Genomic DNA, 17,019 nt, shown 5'->3' with positions numbered 1-17,019 from the left:
GAGAGACAGGTACACAAGCCGAGCCGCTGTCAAAGAAGCCAGCCGCCTCGGCGCAGCAGGACGCGTTGTTGGCGGATGAGCCGTTGTTGCTGGACGCCTTCCCCCGCAGCGGGATGTTGATGGATTCATTGACCCCCACGTTGCGGGCCCAAGGGCGCAGCACCGTGGGTGGTTCGCTGCGGTATGCGTTCAAGATCTGCGACAAAGACACGATGACCGGGACCGGGTGCACCTCTTCGGGCACCCTGGCCGCCGGCGTGCACATCTGGAAGGTCCCGGCGAGCAAGCTGGCGTGGGGCAAGCAGTACTGGTGGACGGTCACCGTCACCGACACCTCCAACTCGCTCAGCACTTTGTCGGAGGTACGGACCTTCGTCACCGGAGTGCGCCAGCCTGTGATGACCTCTCAGCTGTCCACTTCCGGAGTCGGCGGGCAGGAGTTTCATCAGCAGAGCGGCAACTACGCCACCAGCACCACCGATCTGTCGATTCCCACCGCCGGGCCGCCGTTGTCGGTGGAGCGTTCCTACAACAGCATGGACCCGCGTACCGATGGCATTTTCGGGGCGGGGTGGTCGACCCGTTGGGACATGAAGATCGTCAAAGAGGTGCGGGGGGCGGCCGTTGCGGCATTGGTGACCTACCCCGACGGGCGGCAGGTGCGGTTCATGGGTTCGGGCAACGGAGCTTTCCAACCTCCGCCGGGTATGCACGCCACTTTGGCCGAGGACAGCGGAGGCACCTGGCGGCTGATGGACAAGTCGGCCACCACCTACACCTTCGATGCCCAGGGCCGGTTGACTAAGGTCACCGATTCACGAAATCGCAGCGTGGAACTGACCTATGGCGCCGGTGGGAAGCTGGCGACGGTGACGGCTACGAGCGGGCGGTCGCTGACGTTCACCTGGACTGGCGCGCACGTCACCTCGGTCTCCAGTGACCCGGTGAACGGTGCGCCGCTGACGTGGACCTACCACTACGACGGGGATCGATTGACCGGGGTGTGCGCGCCGGTGGCGGCCCCCAACTGCACCCACTACAGCTACGCCACTGGCTCGCAATATCGCAGCGGCGTGCTGGATGCCGACCCGTACGCTTACTGGCGGCTGGGCGAGGCATCGGGGACGGTGGCAGCCGACCAGGGCGCAGGCCAAAGTGATGCGACTTATCAGGGGGTTGGTTATGCCAAGCCCGGCGCGCTGGCTGGCAGCACCGACACCGCGGTGGAGTTCACCACTGGCTCGGCACTGAAATTGCCCGCCAATACGGTGCCGCACCTGGGTGATCAGATCTCGGTGGAGGCGTGGTTCAAGACCAGCCAGTCCGGGGTGTTGATGGCCGCCGGCACCCAGGAAACCTCCGGGATCCCGTGGGGGCCGATGTTGTACGTCGGCACCGACGGTAAGCTGCGCGGCTCGCTGGCCGCGGTCGCCGCGCCGATCACCTCCACGAGCGTGGTCAACGACAACACCTGGCACCATGTGGTATTGACCGTCTCCGGCCAGAACCAGACGTTGTTCCTCGACGGCGCACCGGTCGGTACCTTGAGTGCGGCGGTGAGCGCCTGGCGGCAAAGCGCGACGGTGGGCAACGGCGTGGCTGACCCGGCCACCTCCCCGGCAGTGCCGACCCCGCGGGCGGCGTTCCCGTTCAAGGGGTTCATCGACGAGGTCGCGATCTATGACAAGCCGCTGACCGCGGCCGAAGTGAGCGCCCACCACATCGCTCGAGCCGAGGCGGCGCACAAGCTCACCGGCGTCACCCTGCCCTCGGGACGGGTGTGGGCGGCCAACACCTACGACGCCGCTACCGACCGGCTCAAAACCCATGTCGACCGCAACGGCGGTACCTGGCAGATCGGCGCGCAGAGCTACGACCCGCAAAACGGCGCCGCCCGCGTCACCGTGGTCGACCCGCGCAACGAGGAGCTGAAATACCTCTACGACGCCTGGCGCGGATATCGCATCATTGGCGAGACCGATCAGCTGGGGCACACCTCCTGGCATGAGTACAACTTGTCCGGGTCGCTGGCCAAGCTGATCGACCGCAACAACATCGTCAACGACGTCTACTTCGACGAGCGCGACAACCTCATCGCCCGCAAGTACTGCCGCGCCCCGGGGCAATGCGCGATCGAGACATGGAAGTACTACCTCAACACCAGCAACGCCTTCGATCCGCGTAACGACCAGGTGACCGTGCACCGCGACGGACGTTCGGCCTCTGACACCGACACCACCTACGCCACCACCACCGAATACACCACGCACGGCGAGGTGACGAAGACGACCAGCCCGGCCACCCCGGACTTCCCGGCCGGCCGATCGGTGATCTCCATCTACACCGACGGTACCGAGCCCGCGATCGGCGGCGGCACCACCCCCGCTGGATTGCTGAAGGTGGCCAAGGACCCCAGACTCAACGAGACGACCTACCACTACACCGCCGCCGGGCAGCTGGCCGAGCAGATCAGCCCCTTGGGTGTGAAGAGCACCTTCGCCTATGACGCGGTGGGCCGGTTGACCTCCCGTACCGAGATCTCCCAAGCCCATCCGGCCGGGGTCACTACAACCTTCACCTACGACGGCCTCGGTCGCCTGCTCACCCGGACTGACCCGGGGATAGAAAACGAGGTCACCCAGGTGACCCACACCGCCAAGACCACGCTGACCTACGACGCCGACAATAACCCGCTCACCGTCACGATGACTGACCTGACCGGCGGCGATGCGGCGCGCACCACCACCTACACCTATGACCCGCTTGGACGGGTCGCGACGGTCACCGACCCTGAGGGCGGAGTGACCGCCTCCACCTGGAACGTTATTGGCGCTGCGGCGTCGCAGACCGACGCAGCGGGCACGGTTGTCACCTTCGCCTACACCAAACGCGGTGAGCCGGCCTCTGCCACGTTGAAGAACTGGACCGGCAGCCCGGTCAGCCCTCAGCCCGCTCAAGACGTGGTACTGGATTCCTCCTCCTACGACCCCGGCGGCCGATTGGCGGGCCAGATCGACGCGATGGGCCGCAAGAAGGCTTACACCTACTGGATGGACAACCGGCCAGCGACGGTGGTCGGCGATGATGTCCGGCTCAACAGCCCTACCGCCACCCCAACTGATGTGATCTTGCAAGAAAGCGAGTATGACCCGGCCGGCAACATAACCCGGCAGGTCAGCGGCGGCGGCAAAACCACCGTGGAGTCCGTCTACGACGCCGCCAGCCGGGTGACCTCCACCATGTTCGATCCCGCCGTTCTCAAGCGCAAAACCGCTTTCGAGTACGACGCGGCCAGCAACGTCACTAAGAAGACTTCTACCGGTCCGGGCACCACCCGCACCGAGTCGACCACCTACATCTATAACGCGTTGAACCTGGTGACTCGGCAGACTGTGGAAAATGGCGCCGATGACCTGGTCGCCACCAGCGTCTATGACGACCGCGGACTGGTAATCGCCACCACCGACCCGCGTGGAAACGCCTCCGGCGCTACCGCCGCCGACTTCACCACCACCATGCGCTACGACCTGGCAAACCGGCTGGTGGAGACCAAATCCGCGCAGGTGACGATCGAAAAGAACGGCACCACCACCACTGGGCGTCCCACCCAGAGATACGGCTACAACAGCGCGGGACTACAAACCCACACCGTCGGCGCCGAAGGACGTACCAGCACCTCCGTTTTCGACAAGGTCGGGCGCCTGACCTCGGCCACCGGTGCCTCGTACACCCCGCCCGGCGGCAGCACAATCACCCCTACGGTCAGTTTCGGCTACGACGCGGCCGGCCGTCAGATCACGGCCACCGACCCACGCAACAACGTCACCTCCACCGTCTATGACGCGCTGGGACGCCCGGTCAAGGTCACCGACCCTGGCCCATCTGGACCGGGCGGCATCTGGGTGGCCGAATACGACTTGCTGGGAGAGCAGCGCGCGGTCATCGACCCCACCGGGGCACGCAGTGAGGCCACCTACGACGATCTGGGCCGCACCATCACCACCACGCAGATCGAGCGCACTCCCACCACCGTCGCGCACACCACCGCGCTGACCTACGACACCGCGGGCAACCTCATCAAAACCGTCGCTCCCGGCAACAAGACCACCCACTACACGGTCAACGCCGCCGGAGAAGTCACTGCCACCCTTGACCCGCTCAACCACTCTTCCAGCTTCAGCTACGACCTGCTGGGCCGCACCACCAAGGTGACCGACGCGCTCAACAACTCCACCGAAGCCGAATACGACCTGGCCGGACGCAAGATCGCGTCCAAGGACCTCAGCAGCACCAACGCAGTGGTGCGCACGTTCGGCTTCGGCTATGACCCGGCCGGCAACCCGACCAGCACCACCTCCGGCGAAGGCTACGTCACCCAGCGCACCTTCGACGTGCTAGGTCGTATGACCTCTCTCACCGAGCCGGTCACCGCTAGCACCTCGATCACCTCAACATTCGGCTACGACGCCAACGGTGCCCGCACGCGCACCACCGACGGCCGCGGCAACCCCGTCTGGACCACCTACAACAGCCTGGGCCTAGTCGAATCCATCATCGAACCATCCACCACCGCCTACCCGAACGCCGCCGATCGGACCTGGACCAGCGTCTACGACGCCGCGGGGAACACCGTCTCCACCCTGCAACCGGGCGGGGTGCGCATCGACCGCACCTTCGACCACCTGAACCGGATGACCACAGAGACCGGCAGCGGCGCATCAGTGACCACCCCTGCGCGCACCGTCACCTACGACACCGCGGGCCGGATGACCGCGGTCGGTGACTACACCCTGGAATACAACGACCGCAGCTTGTTGACCAAGGTTTCCAAAGCCACCAACCAGGTCGCCGCCTACACCTACGACGCGCTGGGCAACCCCACCCAGCGCATCGACCCAACCGGCACGGCGACCTACACCTGGGATGACGCTAACCGGCTCAAGACCGCCTCCGACCCAGTGACCGGCCGGACCTGGACCTACGGCTACGACAACGGCGACCGGCTCACCAGCAAGACCTCCGCCTCCCCGGTCGGCACCCAGACCTACGGCTACGACGCTGTGGACCGGCTCACCTCCCAAGCGGTGAAGAACAGCTCCGGCACCGAACTGTCGAAGATCACCTACGGGTGGGACAAGGACGACAACCTCACCACCAAAACCACCAGCGGCACCGCCGGAGCCGGCACCAACACCTACGGCTACGACCGTGCCGGACGGCTGACCTCCTGGACCGCCCCCGGCGGCGCCATCACCGCCTATGAGTGGGACGCTTCCGGCAACCGCACCAAAGCCGGAACCAACACCTTCGTCTACGACCAGCGCAACCGGCTGACCTCCGGCGCTGGAACCGACTACGCCCACACCCCACGCGGCACCACCGCTACCGAAACCAAGGCCGGCATCACCCGCAACCTGACCTTCGACGCCTTCGACCGCATGGTTTCCGATGGAGAGGCCACCTACGGCTACGACGCGCTGGGGCGGATGACCTCCCGCACCGCAGGCAGTACTCAGCAGCGCTTCACCTACTCCGGGCTGAGCAACGACCTCGTCACCATCGCCGACGGCGCCAACACCACTACGGCGAAGTACGGGCGCGACCCGTTCGGCGGCCTGCTCAGCTTGCAAGAGGGCGCAAGCCCCGCGCTCGCCACCATGAGCGACCTGCACGGGGACATGGTCGCCACCTTCTCCGCCACCGCACTGGTCGACTCGGTCGCCTACGACCCCTTCGGCAAGGTCACCCACCGCTCCGGCACCCAGCGCACCCTCGGCTACCAGGGTGAATACACCGACCCCGACACCGGCAAAGTCAACATGCACGCCCGCTGGTACCAGCCCGACACCGGCGCCTTCACCTCCCGAGACACCGCCACCCTCAGCCCCGACCCGTCGGTGCAAGCCAACCGCTCCACCTACGCCAACGCCAGCCCTCTCACCCACACCGACCCCACCGGGCACAGCAGTATGCCCATTTCCGTCGTAGCCGGCAGCATTACTATCCAGGGCGGTGGCTCCCAAGGCGGCGCGAGCGGCGGTTCCGGCTGGCAGTCCTACGACACGAGCAGCTACTGGAACGATTACTTCGACAGGCAATCCTCCTCTGGATGGGACTGGACAGCGCCAGAGGTCATCCCCGGTAAGCCCTACTATGCGTGGCCCGATCAGCAGCCATCGGCCCTGTATCCCCAGTTCACCAATGAAGACGAGATGCTGCAATGGGAAGAGAACTGGGGCGATCTCCACTGGGCGCCGCAGTTCACCGAAGAAGAGGCCAGAAAATGGAAGATTCTTCCCAACGGCAGGCCGATGCCGACAACGCCGGGCTTCGAAGAGGGCTTCTGGGCTGCAGACGAGAAACTGCAAAAGAAATTTCTGCTGCTGTATAACGTCCGGCAGATGTACAGCACGGACTACGACGACACGAGAATGACCTATTCTTGGCTAGAGATAGGCGGAGGCCTGGTGCTAGAGGCGCAGGCCGGCGCCCCGCCAATGGACCGCACTGGAGAAGTGGGGCCATGCAATCGTGACCCTAATTCAAGGGCATGCATAGAGCTACAAACCTCCAACGATCTCATAAACGTCGTTTGTCACAAAATGGGGTGCGCCAACAAGAAGAAGGTGCCGAATTTAACAAAAGCCCAAGAAGAGGCCATTCTCAATTGGATTTCCGATACCGGGTGCGACGTAGTAAACATGCCACTATGTAGCGTCGCCTTCCAGGTTCTGGCGTACGGTGGAAGCATTAGGTCGGCAAACGAGATCCGCAAAAATCCTTGCACGTACCTCGTCTGCCATGATGGAGACCCGGTAGGGGCTGTCCTTTGCAACTGCCTAGTCGAGAAGCCCTGGCCTGACGTCACCGTCTCCGACATGATAGCGGCCGCTTACGGTGCCGGAACCGTAAGATCCGTGAGAAGCGCCGTTAGAGGATGCAGCAGTTTTGTTCCTGGTACTGAAGTCCTCATGGCCGATGGGACACGCAAACCCATCGAAGAAGTCGAGGTCGGGGACTATGTAATCGCGACCGATCCCGAAACAGGCAAAAGCGAGCCTCGGGCTGTCACCGCGCTGATCACAAGCTTTGGCATCAAGCGCCTTGTTCGACTCCGCGTTGATGTCGATGGCGGCAGTGGCCCCAAGGTTGGCACGATCATCGCGACAACCACGCACCCCATCTGGTCAGTTGACAAAGGACGCTGGATCGACGCAGGCAAGTTGACCGCAGGAGCGGATTTACTCTCCGCCAAGGGTTCTAGCTTGGAATTGCTTTCTACCCGCCGATACACCCAAAAAAGCCAACGGGTACACAACCTGACAGTAGAGGGTATTCACACCTACCACGTGTCCGTAGGTAATACCAACGTGCTCGTTCATAATAGCGGCAGCGGCCCCCCCTGTCCGGGCCGCCTATCTGATCCCTTGCCTCCTCAAATGAACAGGCAGATTGCTTTGGCGTACGATGACGTCAAAGCGGGAAGAATTCAATCGCATAATACTTACCAGGGGCACGAACACGCGTGGTGGAAGGGAGCTAAAGAATATGCGGTTCCTGGCCGGCCGCAAAGTGATAGAATTCTGGTAAAAACGCTGCCCAACGGGACCCAGGTATACGGGTGGACAACAACTCACTACCAAAAAATTCAAAAATTTGGCGCACCACATTTTCCCTGATTAGAGCAGCGGTAATAGCCTTGCTCGCCAAGCTGGTGTAACGGTACCTCCGCGGTACCGTTACACCAGTTCTCAAACAGGAACGAATATAGTTGATTGGCGAACTTTCCCATGATGCTTGAGGCAAACTTCCCTCTGTACAGAATCATCGAAGATGAAACTCGGAACGTGCTGGTTGCGGCAGAAGATGTGCAGGGCTTCTTTGTTGAGCAAGAAAATGGCTCATCGGAAGCCACCTTCTTAAGGGTGCATCAGGTCGATAGAAATAGGCGGAGAGCCGAGGATGCAATCTTAGAAGTGATGAATTATCGGCAAGAGAAAATTGGCGAGTATTATATCGGTCGAGTCGCACGTAGAGAGATTGATGTCGAACGTATGGAGGGCGAGCTTCCGAACGTCTCATACCAATTCTTTAGTGGCGTATGTGAATATCCAAGAGCTGGGGAAGTGTGGCGACGCTGGGCATCGGGGGTCCATCTTAAGCAAGATGAGTGGTTTCAGTGGCCGTCGAAATATCACGAAACCTGGCTGCATGTTGTCCAAAATTCTTGGTTCGCTTCTTTCCGCCGAGCTGCTCGCTATGAGACCGGCGAGGTCGTATATCTCGATGGCTCGAAAGTAACTACGAAGTCAGGGTTCTACTGTGCATTGGGGGAGGCAATAAATGGTCCAGGAGGATACTTTGGGTCGAACCTTGACGCCCTTGCGGACTGCCTCTCTTCAGAGAGTGGGGAGGCGCTTCCGCTCAAGATTGTATGGCACAACTTTCAGGCCTCTCGTAATTCGTTAGGAGACAACTTTATGAATTCGATTATAGCTCTTATACGTGAGTTTCATATCGAGGTAGCTACTGACTGAAGTGATCTAAGCAGCAGATGATTCTTCCGTGCAGGCAGGCGGTGCCGCTACGCATGGTGATTCGATGACCACTCGGCTACTGGTGGGAGATCCTGGCGAAGGCCGCCGAACACGGGGTGAAGCTGTGGTCACGCGACGATTTCAAAGAGAAGGGCAACTTCGTGATCACCCGATGGGGGACGGTAGTCGAGGTGATGCGGGCCAACCCCAAGAGCGTGACGATCCCGTGGTCGAACTGCTGGATCACGGGCGGCCCGAGCCCGTGGTTGGTCGCTGACTGCGAGCAGGCGAAGCGGGACAGTGGCTGCCCGCACACCGACACGGTCCTGACAACGAAGTGCGAGGGAAGACGACCCGCGCCGAGCTGGAAGGGCTCGATCCAAGGCAGGTGCAAGAGCTGATCGCCCGGAAGATGCGTGCGGCGCGGGGCGACGCCGCCGACAAGTAGCCAGTCCTCTGGGGCGGCGGGTAAAACTCCTACCCGGGAGTTAAATTCTACCTTAATTCTGTAAGAAAAATTGCATCGGCAAACCTTGTCTGAGGATCAGGCATAGTCCCAGCAGCGGGAGTAAAGCTGCGGAATCCGGAACATTGACCTGGTTTGCGTGCCGTGCTGCTCTACTACACGTTCAAGGAAGCCCAGTCGCTCCAGAAGGCGGACCTGTTCGCCGATCTTGCCCTCCGCGCCGCCGAATAGTTGTTCCACTTCGGACAGCGTGAAGCTGGTGAGCTTACCAGCCCGACAGTTCAGTACGAACGTCGGTGCGACCTTGAAGTCGTTGACCACCTCCGAGAAGCTCAACTCAGACAGTTTCGTCATGGCCCGCCGCACCGCATCAGCGGAAAACAACGGGACAGCGGCGACGACGGCATCGGGTTGTGCCGCGTGCTCCCGGGTCAAGTGCAGCAGTAGTACGGCCAGGCGCGGGGAGATGCCGCCGTTGCCATTCCGTAGCGAGTCGACGAGCCAGCGGTCGATGGGTTGGCCCTCGATCTCGGTCGGGAATAGCACCTCCAGTGCGGCGCGTACCTCGATCTCTTCGTCGGTAACATGCAGTCGGCGGGCGAGCCGGTCGAATGGTTCGTTGGCGAACACCCTGCGGACCAGCACCTGCAGCCAGTCCTCTTCCGACCAGTCGAGTGTGAGGGATCGGGAGACCAGCTTGTTTTTCTCCTGGATGTCGTACAGCTCAAATAGGTCCGTCCGCAGGAACACCACCAACTCGATACTGTCCAGCCGGGATACGCGGGCCTCGGCCTGCAGTAGTGCCTGGACCAGGGTCTCCTGCCGGCCCCGGTCATACTTAAACGTCTCATCGATGCGGTCAAGCAGTACCACGACGCGCCGCCCCGTTTGGTTGAGCAGGTTGTCTGTCTCTTGCAACAGTGACTCGACATCAAGGAATGACCCACCGGTCCGGGTGCCAGTGGGAAGCGTCGCCTCGAAGTTGACCGGCCCCACCCCCAACTTCAGCGTCGTACCGCCCAGAAGTCGGGCAGCCGCGCGCATTGCGCGCTCGATGCGGCCTGGTGGCTCGGTGGGCAGCCCGAGCACGGCCCGCAGATCTTTGGCGTTGCGCCGTAACGCCTTGGGCGCCTCGCCGGGGACGGTCGGGGCCACCACGGCGGCGATGACCACAAGCCACGCCGCGCGCAGCGCGTCAGCGTCAAGCCAGGCGTCCTTGTCGACGATGCGGTGCAGCAGGTCGCCGGTGTTGGCGACCGGGAGGGTCTCGACGGACGCTTCTTCCGCAAGTTTGCGGAAGATAGCGCTCTTGCCTGAGCCGCGGTCGCCGATGACGATGGACCGCTGCCGGCAGAGGATCCGGTCCAGACTGTGCCGCCCTACGAAACTCGCGTCAAGCAGGTCGTCCAGTTCTGCCTCCTCCGCACCGAACTTGAGCTCGGCTAGCCGGAATGGCCGCACGAAGACCCGCTGGGACAGCAGGGTCGCCTGGATGAAGGGATGAGTGAACGCCACAGTCCCGGCCTGATGGTCGATGGTGAGCAAGCTGAGCACCGGTAGGTAACTTAGTAGCCTCCGGACCTGGTCTTCTGTGCCTCGCAGCTTCCCAGCCAGCGCCGAAATGCGGTCCTGGCCACCGGCAAGCGCGAGCTCCTCCAAAAACAGACCTAGCAGGACAGGATCCGGGGAAGCGCTGAGGGCATCATCGACCAGTGATTCAATCACGTCTTTCAGGTGCTCCCCGAACACCAACCCGGATGCCATGCGGTATTGCGGGGAGGAGGCCGCCAAGCGAGCAAAGAGTGGACTTCCATGCGCTAACGTGGCGATAAAACGGATGGCGTCCTCCGCGAGGTTCGGATAAGTTTCCCGCAGCATGGCGACCATGTCCGTCTCGGTAAAGGGCCCGAGCTCAAGCACGTCGAACTGGTCGAACCGGCGGACCTCGATACCGGAGGTGGGGCGCGACGCCACGACGAGCTTCCAGCCGTTCAGGACGTAGCTCAGCTCCTCGACAGCGGCGGCCATCCGCCGTGAATAGGGCGACTCGTCGAGGCCGTCGAGCAGCAGCACGGGTGCCTGCAGCTGCTCGGCAACCCGGTTCAATACTGTTGCGCTCTGCCGGAGAGAGCCGCCCCCCGATGCGCGGATCGTCCGCTTGTCCTCGAAGACGCCCGCCACTCGCATGATTTTGTCCATGATCAAGGCCGGGAGCTCATCCACATCGATGAGCCGCAGGCTGATGAGGAAGGCAGCCCGGCCCTGCCGCTGCAGTTCAGCTTCGAGCTGCTGAAGCAGCACAGTCTTGCCGATCGCCGGGCCGCCAAGAACGAAGACTCCCCGGCGGTCCGGGTTGTCGAGGCGGTGCAAGAAGTCGACGAGTTCAGAGCGCTGGAATGCCTCCACACTATTCACGGTAGCGGTCAGAATGTCCGTGCGGTGGGATACGGATCTGATCAACCAGGCCGAGACGAAGGCCGACGGCGCCAACAGGTTCTGCGGCGACGTGGACGCGGAAAAGTTTGCCGCCTGCACTTACGCGGTCATCGGGGTGGTCACCGCACACTGCACGTTCGTTGCTGTATTAATCAGCTGATTGGGATACACCCCCATGCCTAATCCGCAAAAAGGCTCAGCTGCAGCCTGCGCGTGCTCGCCTTGATGAACGACCTGATGCTGGCGGCCGGCCCTGGCCGCCGACTACCGGCAGGCGGAGATCGAGCTGGGCCAGCGCTTCACCGACCGCCTGTCCATGGAGGAGATCCTCGCCGCCCTCGACATCGCCCGCCTGGAGGTTGCCGGCGACGCCGCGGCGGCGGACGCCACCCTCGCCCTGTACGAGCTGGTCCGCGCCTACCTCGCCACCACGGCGACCGCCAACGGCGAGGGCCTGACCGCATCGGGCCGGCCACGCCAGCCGTGGACCGAGCGGCAGCTGACCGACCGGGCGACCGCCCGCACCGGCGAACTCCTCACCTCCGCACGCCGCGCGGTCGCCCTGGCCGCACAGGCCGACACGACCGTCCTGCTCCTGAACCCGCTCGACGACGCGGCCGAGGCGGTCTTGGCCGGAGCGGCAATCCGATGACCTCCTGCCACGGGCCGCTACTGAAGAGCTTGGTCCTGCACCAGCCGATGTACCTGCACAGGTGTCCGGACTTCGACGGCGTGCGGAGAAACCCCGGCTCTCTGCAGCACCCGCGCGTGAACGGGGTACCCGCCGTCGCCGGGCAGCAACACCCTCGGATGAGAGCCAGCCACCACGTGGATGTTCCAGACGCTGACGCGCAGGCAGATCGAGTCCACCAGCCACAACTCGTAGTCGTCGCGGTTTTCGGCCAGATGCTTCACATACCGGTCGAGCACAGCCCGGACGACCGTCTCCGGGGTGTCGGCCGACAGGTCGATGCCCAGTGCCGCACCGCCGGGAGCCTCATGCCACTTCGCGGTGTGCTCGTCGGTGTACTCCACGACGTAGGCGTAACGGTGTCTGATGCCGCTGAAATCGAGGTGGGAAAGCGTCTCAGCCGCCTGCGCGGAGAGCAGCGCCCACTCGGCGATCTTTCGATACAGGGTCGCCTGCTGCCGCGCCTCCGGTACGCCGTCGTCAAGCCCACCCTCGCCCACGTCCGGCATGTTCAGCAGGGCCACCACCTGGAGGAGCCTCTCCGGGGGGACCAGGCGGTTGCGCGCATCGATCAGGAAGTCCGTCATGGCATCAGTGTGAGACGCGTCAAATGCGCGGTCAGGCGGACGGCGAAATCAGTCCCATCCGTACTGGTCGATTGGCGACCACGGCCGCACAGGCCATGTGAACTCGCGGGGGAGACGTTCCTTCGGCTGGGTCTGCTCGACATCGCGGAGCTGGGCGGCCTGCCGGCCGCTTGAGCCTGTACGTGCGGCCTGGGCGGCACCGCCATGCGGTGACATTTTCCCAGCTCAACCAGCCAAACACTGTTATATCGAAAGTATATATTGCTATGCTATTGATATAAGAACAGGTAGTTGACACCACCAAGGAGCGCCTCATGCCCGTCCTCGCCGAAGAGCTCGCCGAACTGATCGCCGACCGCCTGAAGTGCTACCTGCGCGACACGCAGATCCCGCAGGAGATCGCGGCGGTATCGGACATGGCCGCCCTGCGCCTGCTCCTGGACAAGGTCGGCGAGCTGTACGAGGTCGACGAGGAAATCGCCCAGGAAGTCGTCTCGGCCATCAAGTGCCGGGTCCTTCAGCTGGTCGTCGACGGACACCCCGAGGTCGGCGAGATGGCCGCAGCCCTCCTGGCCTACTGAGCCCGCACCGGCCCCCGAGCCGCCAGGCCCGAGGGCTGCACCACCTCCCGCTCCCGGCTCTACGCCACCCGGAAGGAGAACCCTGAGATGGAGTTCGCATACCGCTACACCGACCTCATCTACGGCACCACCCACACCGTCCGCGCCACCGACGGTCCCGGCATCCTGGCCTGGGCGCAGGCCCAACTGCAGCGGACGATCACCGAGTGGAGCGGCCGCGACATCGGCGGCCGCATCGTCTACCGCGACCAGCCCGGCACCCCGTGGAAGCCGATCACCGCCACGCCCGCCCCGGGCGGCTGCCGCTGGTGCGGCGTCGACAAGCAGCAGCACGTGAGGCGCTACCACTCCGACATGCTCGACGATGACGGCAACCCGGTCGCCGGGCACTTCTGGACGGCCCCGCCCCAGGACGTGATCAAGCAGCGGATGCTGGCCCGCCGCGCCGCCCGCGCCAGCTCGGCCCCGCGCTGGTACCGGGCTGATGTGTGGATGTTCTCCGGAGGCGTCTGGACCCTGTACTGCTTCCCCGTCGCCGCCACCTGCGACGCCACCGCCTACGCCGCCGCGGTCGACCACGTCAACGGCGCCTACCCGGGCTGTTTCCGCTACGTCACCCGCCTCGGCCTGCACGGCTCCCACCTCCCCGCCGAGCCGACCGCGAAGGCCGAGCGGTGACCGGCACCGCGTGCGCGCCCGCCTCCCGGCCGGGAGGCGGTGCCGCATGACCCAGCTCAACCTCTTCGGCGACCCGCCCGAGTCTCATCCGCACCAGAACCAAACGGTGATCGGCATGTCCGGTCTGAACCCGGCAGATAGAACTACGTTCTCTGGCGAATGCCGGAAGGGCAGGAGTCAGCCCATCCCCTTCACCTGCAAGGCAGGGGCGGGCCATCTCGGACGATGCAGTCCCTACACGCTGCGGCCGACGCCGCCAGCCGACGCCGCCGCTCGTGCCGCCCTGATCGCTATGAGCCGGGGATGGCGGACGCTCGCTGTCAACACGGCCGGGGGAGACGTCCCATGACCCAGCTCGCAATTTTCGGCGGCCCGTCCGCACCCCGCCCCCACCAGGGCCGGCCCGTGATCCGCCGCGCCCACGGCCGGGTCCTGATCCTGTGCCCCGCCGGGCATCTCGTCTTCTCCGTCAAGGACACCGACTGGGCCGGTTCCCAGCCAGAGGCCAACGTGCGCACCCCCGGCTACACCGTCACCTGCCACGGCGCCCTGTCCGAGGACCTCCGATGACGGTGGCGGCTCCGGCGGCCACCGGTAGCCGGGTCCGCCGCTGGGTCATCCTCTCCTACGGCCTGGGCGTCGACTCCACCGCCGTCCTGCTGCGCTGGATCCTCGACCCCTCCAGCCGCGACTTCGACCTGCGCGACCTCGTCGTGCTCATCGCCCAGACCGGCAATGAGTGGCCGCAGACCGCCCGCCTGGTCGAACAGTTCGTGTTCCCGCTCCTGCGCCGGTACGGCATCCGCACCGTGCAGGTCGCCCGGGCCGGCCAGTCCGACACCGCGGGCATCGTCGTCCTCGACGACACCCGCCAGCCGTACGTGTGCCACCTCGCCGGCGCGTACACCCTCGGGGAGAAGATGATCGCCGTCGGCACCGTCCCGCAGGTCGGCGGCCCCCGCGACTGCAGCATCCGTTTCAAAGGCTGGGTTCTCGACCGGTGGGTGCTCGACAACGTCGGCGGCCTGCCCTACGAGCACGCGATCGGTTTCGAGCTCGGCGAGCTGAGCCGGATGCGGACCGACCTGAAGGCGTCGAAGATGCCCGGCCGGCTGCCGTTCTACCCGCTGATCGACTGGGGGTGGCACCGCGAGCACGCGCAGGCGTACATCCGCGAGCACCTCGACGTCGAATGGATCAAGAGCGCGTGTACGTTCTGCCCGTTCGCGCTCACGAGCGAGGGCGGCCGTGAGCGCACCATCCCGCGCTACATCGCCGACCCCGACCAGGCGATGCTGCCGCTCCTCATGGAGCACCTGGCCGTCGCGCTCAACCCGCGCCAGGGCCTGGCCGGTGGCGAGCAGCTCGTCGGCATGCTCGCCGCCGAACCCGGCGCCCGCCCGCTGCTGCGCCAGTTCGCCCGCCACCTCGCCGACCAGGAATGGGCGCTGTACGAGGTGAAACGTGCGTTTCGGAAGAAGGATGGTGAGGCCATGAAGATGTCGAACGCCGTCCGCTCCCTCGTCCGTGTCGGCGTGGGCGGCCGCGCCGAGATGCTCGACGAACTCGCCGCCCGCGCTCGCGCGCTGAACAAGCCGGTCGAACGTGACGGCGCGCACCGCCGGATCTGGGCCCACCGCAAGAACATGTACTTCCCGTGCGTGGAGGAGATGCTGACGGTCGCGCCCGCCTTGGCCCCCGACAAGATCGGCCCCGGCTTCGACGATGCGTGGGAGAAAGGGCTGCGAGGGCCGAGGCAGCTGCAACTCGTTGCGTGAGGTGGGCTCGCGCACGGGTTTCGCCGTGCCGGGGTGGGGATTTTTCTCGCTCCAATTCCCGCCCCAGTTAGATATCAAAAGCATAGTGTCATATGATTTAGATATAAGCGAGGCAGTCACCACCACCCCCAAGGAGGGCCAGATGGCCACCAGCACCGCGACCACCACGGCAGCCGAGAAGCCGGCCGACGGCGTCAAGCTCAGCCAGAAGAGCATCCCGATCGACCGGATCGACCGCGACCCCGACCAGCCGCGTCAGCACTTCGACCAGGACTCCCTGAACGAGCTGGCCGCGTCCATGCGGAAGGTCGGCCAGCTCCAGCCGATCAGCGTCCGCTACATTCCCGCGACCAGGCGCTACACCATCGTGATGGGAGAGCGCCGCTGGAGGGCCGCCCAGATCGCCGAACTCACCGAGATGCACTGCCTCGTCATGCACGGCGTCAAGGACAACGACCCCAGCACCTTCGCCCGGGCAGTCGCCGAGAACGTCGGCCGCGTCGACATGACCCCGCTGGAGGAAGGCAAGGCGTTCCGCAGGCTGATGGACCTCGGCTACACCATGGAGGACGTCGCCACCGTCTGCGGCAAGTCCCTCAACTTCGTCGAGCTGCGCCTGGACCTGCTGAAGCTGTCCCCCTCCGCGCAGGAGGCCCTGCTCAAGGGGCACATTCCGGTGGGTCTCGCCTGGTACGTCGCCTGCATCTCCCAGGACAACCAGGACCGGTTCCTGGCCCGCTTCGCCCGCGGCGAGTTCGCCACCATCCGTGACGCCGAGGCGTTCACCCAGGCGTGCCGACGGGCCGAAGAGGCGCAGGCCAGCCAGGGCAGCTTCTTCGTCCTGGCCAAGGACGCCGTCGAAGCGGCCCAAGCCGCGGCCGGTGGCCACCAGGGGGACCTGCTCGGCGAGCTCGACCTGCCGCAGGGCGAGCGCGAGCGGCTCGCCGCCGACCGGCGCCAGCTCCTCGGGAAGATCGAGCGGCTCGGCGCGGCCGGCGCCATCCTGGCCGAGATCGCCACCATGGACCCCGCGGAGCTGGCGATGCTGCTGGCCGGCGCCCCTGGCGGCCTGCCCGCCCAGCGGATGCGCATCGACCACCTCAAGGACCAGGCCGCCAAGGCCGTCACGACGCTGCGGCAGGCCAGCGCGGCGGCCGCCGTACGGGCGGGCGCCCTGCGGATCGCCCCCGACGCCACGGCCGACACCGCAGCCGCCGCCACGGCCGACGCCGTGGCCGTCGCCTGAGACGCGGCCGGGAGCGGGC

At 64.7% G+C, this 17,019-nt stretch carries 11 protein-coding genes; 9 read left to right on the top strand and 2 right to left on the bottom strand.

Features of this window, described 5'->3' with window-relative positions; genetic code table 11:
* Positions 1 to 68: 68 nt before the first annotated feature.
* Together ACFYWM_RS26160 and ACFYWM_RS26155 are read left to right on the top strand one after the other, a co-directional pair.
* On the top strand, positions 69 to 7,679 hold the full coding sequence (locus tag ACFYWM_RS26160) for a LamG-like jellyroll fold domain-containing protein (protein ID WP_389918275.1): 7,611 nt from the start codon (positions 69 to 71) through the stop codon (positions 7,677 to 7,679).
* Between the two features lie 114 nt (positions 7,680 to 7,793).
* On the top strand, positions 7,794 to 8,537 hold the full coding sequence (locus tag ACFYWM_RS26155; protein WP_389918273.1) for a barstar family protein: 744 nt from the start codon (positions 7,794 to 7,796) through the stop codon (positions 8,535 to 8,537).
* A 544-nt stretch (positions 8,538 to 9,081) separates the two neighbouring features.
* Here the strand turns inward: ACFYWM_RS26155 and ACFYWM_RS26150 are convergent.
* Positions 9,082 to 11,409 carry a P-loop ATPase, Sll1717 family gene (locus ACFYWM_RS26150; RefSeq protein ID WP_389918272.1) on the bottom strand — a complete coding sequence of 776 codons (2,328 nt, stop codon included), beginning with the start codon at positions 11,407 to 11,409 and terminating at the stop codon, positions 9,082 to 9,084.
* A 22-nt stretch (positions 11,410 to 11,431) separates the two neighbouring features.
* Between ACFYWM_RS26150 and ACFYWM_RS26145 the strand changes: the two genes are divergently transcribed.
* Positions 11,432 to 11,599 carry a hypothetical protein gene (locus tag ACFYWM_RS26145; protein WP_389918271.1) on the top strand — a complete coding sequence of 56 codons (168 nt, stop codon included), beginning with the start codon at positions 11,432 to 11,434 and terminating at the stop codon, positions 11,597 to 11,599.
* 156 nt (positions 11,600 to 11,755) lie between these two features.
* The gene (locus tag ACFYWM_RS26140; protein WP_389918269.1) at positions 11,756 to 12,091 is read left to right on the top strand and encodes a hypothetical protein; all 336 of its coding nucleotides are present in this window, start codon (positions 11,756 to 11,758) and stop codon (positions 12,089 to 12,091) included.
* 17 nt (positions 12,092 to 12,108) lie between these two features.
* On the opposite strand, the gene ACFYWM_RS26135 is transcribed toward ACFYWM_RS26140, so the two are convergent.
* Complete coding sequence (locus ACFYWM_RS26135) at positions 12,109 to 12,717, bottom strand: hypothetical protein (protein ID WP_389918268.1); 609 nt, start codon at positions 12,715 to 12,717, stop codon at positions 12,109 to 12,111.
* 314 nt (positions 12,718 to 13,031) lie between these two features.
* On the opposite strand from ACFYWM_RS26135, the gene ACFYWM_RS26130 reads away from it, so the two are divergent.
* From ACFYWM_RS26130 to ACFYWM_RS26110, 5 genes are all read left to right on the top strand, one after another.
* Positions 13,032 to 13,298 carry a hypothetical protein gene (locus tag ACFYWM_RS26130; RefSeq protein WP_389918266.1) on the top strand — a complete coding sequence of 89 codons (267 nt, stop codon included), beginning with the start codon at positions 13,032 to 13,034 and terminating at the stop codon, positions 13,296 to 13,298.
* Between the two features lie 87 nt (positions 13,299 to 13,385).
* Complete coding sequence (locus tag ACFYWM_RS26125; protein WP_389918264.1) at positions 13,386 to 13,976, top strand: hypothetical protein; 591 nt, start codon at positions 13,386 to 13,388, stop codon at positions 13,974 to 13,976.
* 345 nt (positions 13,977 to 14,321) lie between these two features.
* Positions 14,322 to 14,546, top strand: coding sequence for a hypothetical protein (locus tag ACFYWM_RS26120; RefSeq protein ID WP_389918263.1), 225 nt, complete (start codon positions 14,322 to 14,324; stop codon positions 14,544 to 14,546).
* The gene (locus ACFYWM_RS26115) at positions 14,543 to 15,754 is read left to right on the top strand and encodes a hypothetical protein (RefSeq protein WP_389918261.1); all 1,212 of its coding nucleotides are present in this window, start codon (positions 14,543 to 14,545) and stop codon (positions 15,752 to 15,754) included. The genes ACFYWM_RS26120 and ACFYWM_RS26115 overlap by 4 nt, the downstream gene beginning before the upstream one ends.
* 142 nt (positions 15,755 to 15,896) lie before the next feature.
* Positions 15,897 to 17,000, top strand: coding sequence for a ParB/RepB/Spo0J family partition protein (locus tag ACFYWM_RS26110; protein WP_389918259.1), 1,104 nt, complete (start codon positions 15,897 to 15,899; stop codon positions 16,998 to 17,000).
* Positions 17,001 to 17,019 lie beyond the last annotated feature (19 nt).

It is taken from the genome of Streptosporangium sp. NPDC002721 (assembly GCF_042888905.1).
In the GTDB taxonomy this organism is placed as follows: domain Bacteria; phylum Actinomycetota; class Actinomycetes; order Streptosporangiales; family Streptosporangiaceae; genus Streptosporangium.
This window is presented reverse-complemented; position numbering and strand designations above follow the sequence as displayed.